The sequence below is a fragment of the Streptomyces spiramenti genome (assembly GCF_012034385.1).
In the GTDB taxonomy this organism is placed as follows: Bacteria; Actinomycetota; Actinomycetes; order Streptomycetales; family Streptomycetaceae; genus Streptomyces; species Streptomyces spiramenti.
Window position 1 is genome coordinate 1 of the sequence record NZ_JAAVJB010000339.1, and the last position, 4018, is coordinate 4018.

Below are 4018 nucleotides of genomic sequence, written 5' to 3' on the forward strand. Positions count from 1 at the left end.
CGCCCGCACCGCCCTGCCCGGGGCCGCCCGGTCCGCCCGGGCCGCCCGGTCCGCCTGCGCCGCCCTTGCCGCCGCGCCCCTCGCGCTTCCACCGTGCCAGCAGGCTCACCCGCCGCACGACGAACTGCTCGTCGGGGATGCCGACGAGGCCGGCGAGCCGCACCGCGTACTCGTGCTGGATGGAGCCGTCCTTGATCTGCGCGACGATGGGCGCCGCCGCTTCGAGCGCGGCCGAACGCCCCTCCGCCGTCTCCAGGTTGTGCTCCGTCACCACGGAGCGGATCGCGAACTCGAAGAGCGGGCTGCGCCCGTCGACCAGGTCGCGCACCGCCTCGTCGCCCTTGGCGAGCCGCAGGTCGCAGGGGTCCTGCCCGTCGGGGGTGATCGCGATCCAGGTCTTGCCCGCGAACTTCTGGTCGTCCTCGAAGGCGCGGAGCGCGGCCTTCTGACCGGCCGCGTCGCCGTCGAAGGTGAAGACCACCTCGGAGCGGGAGTTGTCCATCAGCAGCCGGCGGAGGATCTTGATGTGCCCCTCGCCGAAGGAGGTGCCGCAGGTGGCGATGGCTGTGGTGACGCCCGCCAGGTGGCAGGCCATGACGTCGGTGTAGCCCTCGACGACGACCGCCCGGTCGTCCTTGGCGATGTCCTTCTTCGCCAGGTCGATGCCGTACAGCACGTTCGACTTGCGGTAGATCGGCGTCTCCGGCGTGTTGAGGTACTTGGGGCCCTGGTCGTCCTCGCGCAGCCGGCGGGCGCCGAACCCGACGACCTCGCCGGTGATGTCGCGGATCGGCCAGACGAGCCTGCCGCGGAACCGGTCGATCGGGCCGCGTCGGCCGTCCTGCGAGATGCCGGAGGTGATCAGTTCCTTGTCGGTGAACCCCCGGCCGCGCAGGAAGCGGGTGGCATGGTCCCAACCGGCCGGGGCGTACCCGACACCGAAGTGCTGGGCGGCGGCCTGGTCGAAGCCGCGCTCGGCCAGGAAACGGCGGCCGATCTCGGCCTCCGCGGAGGACAGCTGGTCGGCGAAGTACTCGGCTGCGGCCTTGTGCGCCTCGACGAGCCGCGTCCGCTCCCCCGCCTGGCTGGCCCGGCCGTAACCGCCCTGCTCGTAGCGGAGAGTGATGCCTGTCTGGGCCGCGAGTCGCTCCACCGCCTCGGAGAACGAGAGGTGCTCCAGCTTCATCACGAAGTCGAGGGTGTCCCCGCCCTCCTGGCAGCCGAAGCAGTGGTAGAAGCCCTTGCTGGGGCTGACGTGGAACGACGGCGACTTCTCGTCGTGGAAGGGGCACAGCCCCTTGAGGTTGCCCCCGCCCGCGTTGCGCAGCTGGAGGTAGTCGGAGACGACGGCGTCGATCGGGACCGCGTCCCGTACCGCCTTCACGTCCTCGTCGTTGATCCTGCCCGCCACGCGTTCAGCATACGGCCGCCCGCCGGCGAGCTCCCGGCCGCCCGGCCGGACCGTGTCGTGACCCGCCCCGGTCCGGGCGGGAGCCCGACGACGTCGCCACGGGGCGCGGGGGGCGGCGCGCGACAGGCGCGCGCACGGCGCGCGAGACGGTGCGGGAACCGCCGGGCGCCGCCCTCGTTTCCCCGCGCGCCCCGGAGGCGTTAGGGGTCCGTGACCATGCTTACGGACGGGCCCGGCCGCGCCCTCGACCGCTCCCTCGCCGACGCCGTCCTCCGGGACGGGGCGGCTCCCTCCCTCCACCCGGCCTGGCGCGACGCCGTCTCCGGGGTGCCCTTCGCCGATCTCCCCGAGCCGGGCGCGCCCCACGGCCAGGCCGCCTACGACCGGCTGCGCGAACTCCATCGGCGCCTACCGCTGCCGGCGGAGCTCCTCGCCGGACGGCCCCGCGCCCTGGCGGCCCTGCACGAGTGGACGGGCCAGCGCGACGGAGCCCTGGCCACGGTGGCTGGCATCCACTACAACCTGTTCCTCGGGAGCCTGCTGGACGACGGCGTCTCCGCCCCGCGCGACCTGTCCGACTACACCTCGCTGCGGCGGATCGGGACCTTCCTCTGCACCGAGGTCGGGCACGGCAACGACGCACCCGCTCTGGAGACCCTCGCGCACCACGACCCGGTCGACGGAACGTTCGTGCTGCACACCCCGCACCCGAACGCCGGCAAGTACATGCCGAACACCGGACCGGCCGGTGGCGCCAAGAGCGGCGTGGTCGCCGCCCGGCTCATGACCGGCGGCAGCGACCAGGGCGTCTTCCTTTTCCTGGCGCCGCTCACCGGCCCGGACGGCCGCGCTCTGCCGGGTGTCCGCGTCGATCCGCTGCCCGTGCGGGCGGGGACCCCGGTGGACCACTCGCTCACCTCCTTCGACCGGGTGACGCTTCCCGCGAGCGCACTGGTGCAGGGCCCGCACGGCCGCATCCTGAGCGACGGGCGGTTCGCGAGCGAGGTGGGCGGGGTGCGGCGCCGCTTCCTCCACAGCATCGACCGCGTCACCACCGGGAAGCTCTGCATGAGCGCGTGCGCGGTGGGGGTGGCCCGGTCGGCGGTGGCGATCGCCGCCCGCTACGGCGCGCTGCGCACCGTCTCCGGCCCGGCGGCAGGCAGCCGGGTGCCGTTGACCGCGTACCGGCCCCACCGCGAGCGGCTGCTCACCGCGACGACGACCGCCTACGCGATGACGTTCCTGCACCGGGAGGTCACCGACCGCTGGACGGGCAGGCACCCCGACCAGGAGGCGGCGGCACGGCTGGTGGCGGTCGCCAAGGGCTGGCTGACCTGGCGCGGCAGGGAGGTCGTGGTCGAAAGCCGCGAGCGGTGCGGCGCACGCGGGATGTTCCCGGTGAACGACCTCGCCGCGTACCTCGCCGACATCGAGGGGGCGATCACCGCCGAGGGGGACAACCTGGCGGTGTGGAGCCGGGCCGGCGCGGAGATGATCCTCGGCCACGACGCCGACGCCGGCGCCGTCCCGCCCCGGGCGACCGGGGACGAGGACCCCACGGATCCCGTGTTCCTGCGGCACGCGCTCCGCGCGGCGGAGCGGCACTGGCAGATCGTGGCCCGCCGCGACCTCCGGTCCGCCGCCGGCGGGGCAGCCGCGCGGGAGGGCTCCGCCGAGGTGTTCCGCAGGTGGAACGCCGCGTCGGCCGCCGCGCTGGAGCTGGTGGAGGCGTACGTGGTGGGCGTCGCGGCGGACGCCTTCCGGGCCGCCGCCGACGGCGCGGACGACCCCGGGGCGCGGTCGCTGCTGGACCGGATGTGCGCGCTGTTCGCGCTGCGGCAGGTGGAGGCCCGCTCCGGGCTGCTGATCACGCTGGGCGCGCTCACCACCCGCCAGGCCGCGGCGCTGCCCGCGCTCCGCGGGGACCTGGTCGACAGGCTGGCGCCGTCCCTCGCCACCCTGGTCGGCGCTTTCGGCCTGCCGGAGGCGCACCTGGCCTCGCTCCCGCTGCTCGCCGCCCCTACCGTCCCTCGCCCGCTCCCCCAGCAGCACACCCGCTGACCGGCGGCCCGCTCCGAGCCGCCGGGCGTCGGCTCGGAGCGGGCCGGGGCGTTTCTGCCGCGGCGGCGGAGCGCCGGGACGCAGCCGTCGTCCGGTGGGCCTCGCCTCAGCGACCGCGCGCCGTCCGGCGGGCCGTCGCGGCAGCCCACCACAGCATGCCCGCGCCCACCAGCAGCGTTCCCGCCGCACTCGCCACTCCCCCGGTGGCGCCGCGCAGCGGAGCGGCGACCGCCACCACTGCGAGCAGCCCCACCAGCGGCCCGCGCACCTGCCACAGCAGGGCGCCGAACGGCCCGGTGTCCCCCGCCGGTGTCGAGGACCCGATCATCAGATGAGGCGGCACGACGCCCCGGTAGGCGCTCACCACGGCAGCCCCGACCAGCGCCGGGACCGACAGCAGCAGCGCACCCACCGCGCCCGCCGGTCCGCCCAGGAGCACCGTCGCCCCGCCCCCGGCCGCGAGCAGCAGTGCCAGCCCGGCGACCGGGACGACCGCGTGCGCGACGGCCAGCCGCCCGCCCCAGGAGTGTCCGAAGAGGACGTAGC

2 protein-coding genes and 1 pseudogene are annotated in these 4018 nt (G+C 75.5%); 1 reads left to right on the plus strand and 2 read right to left on the minus strand.

The window, feature by feature from the left end:
• A partial coding sequence (dnaG, locus tag HCJ92_RS22805) for a DNA primase (protein ID WP_167935498.1) occupies positions 1-1411 on the minus strand: 1411 nt, incomplete at its 3' end.
• Positions 1412-1627: 216 nt separating this feature from the next.
• Here dnaG and HCJ92_RS22810 point away from each other — a divergent pair.
• The gene (locus HCJ92_RS22810) at positions 1628-3472 is read left to right on the plus strand and encodes an acyl-CoA dehydrogenase family protein (protein WP_167935499.1); all 1845 of its coding nucleotides are present in this window, start codon (positions 1628-1630) and stop codon (positions 3470-3472) included.
• Between the two features lie 106 nt (positions 3473-3578).
• Here HCJ92_RS22810 and HCJ92_RS22815 read toward each other — a convergent pair.
• Positions 3579-4018: pseudogene (locus tag HCJ92_RS22815) on the minus strand (hypothetical protein); the annotation flags it as partial.

What these genes read in the sequence shown, in the direction of transcription:
- HCJ92_RS22810 (WP_167935499.1), top strand. Translation starts at nt 1,628, where the DNA reads ATGCTTACGGACGGGCCCGGCCGCGCCCTCGACCGCTCCCTCGCCGAC.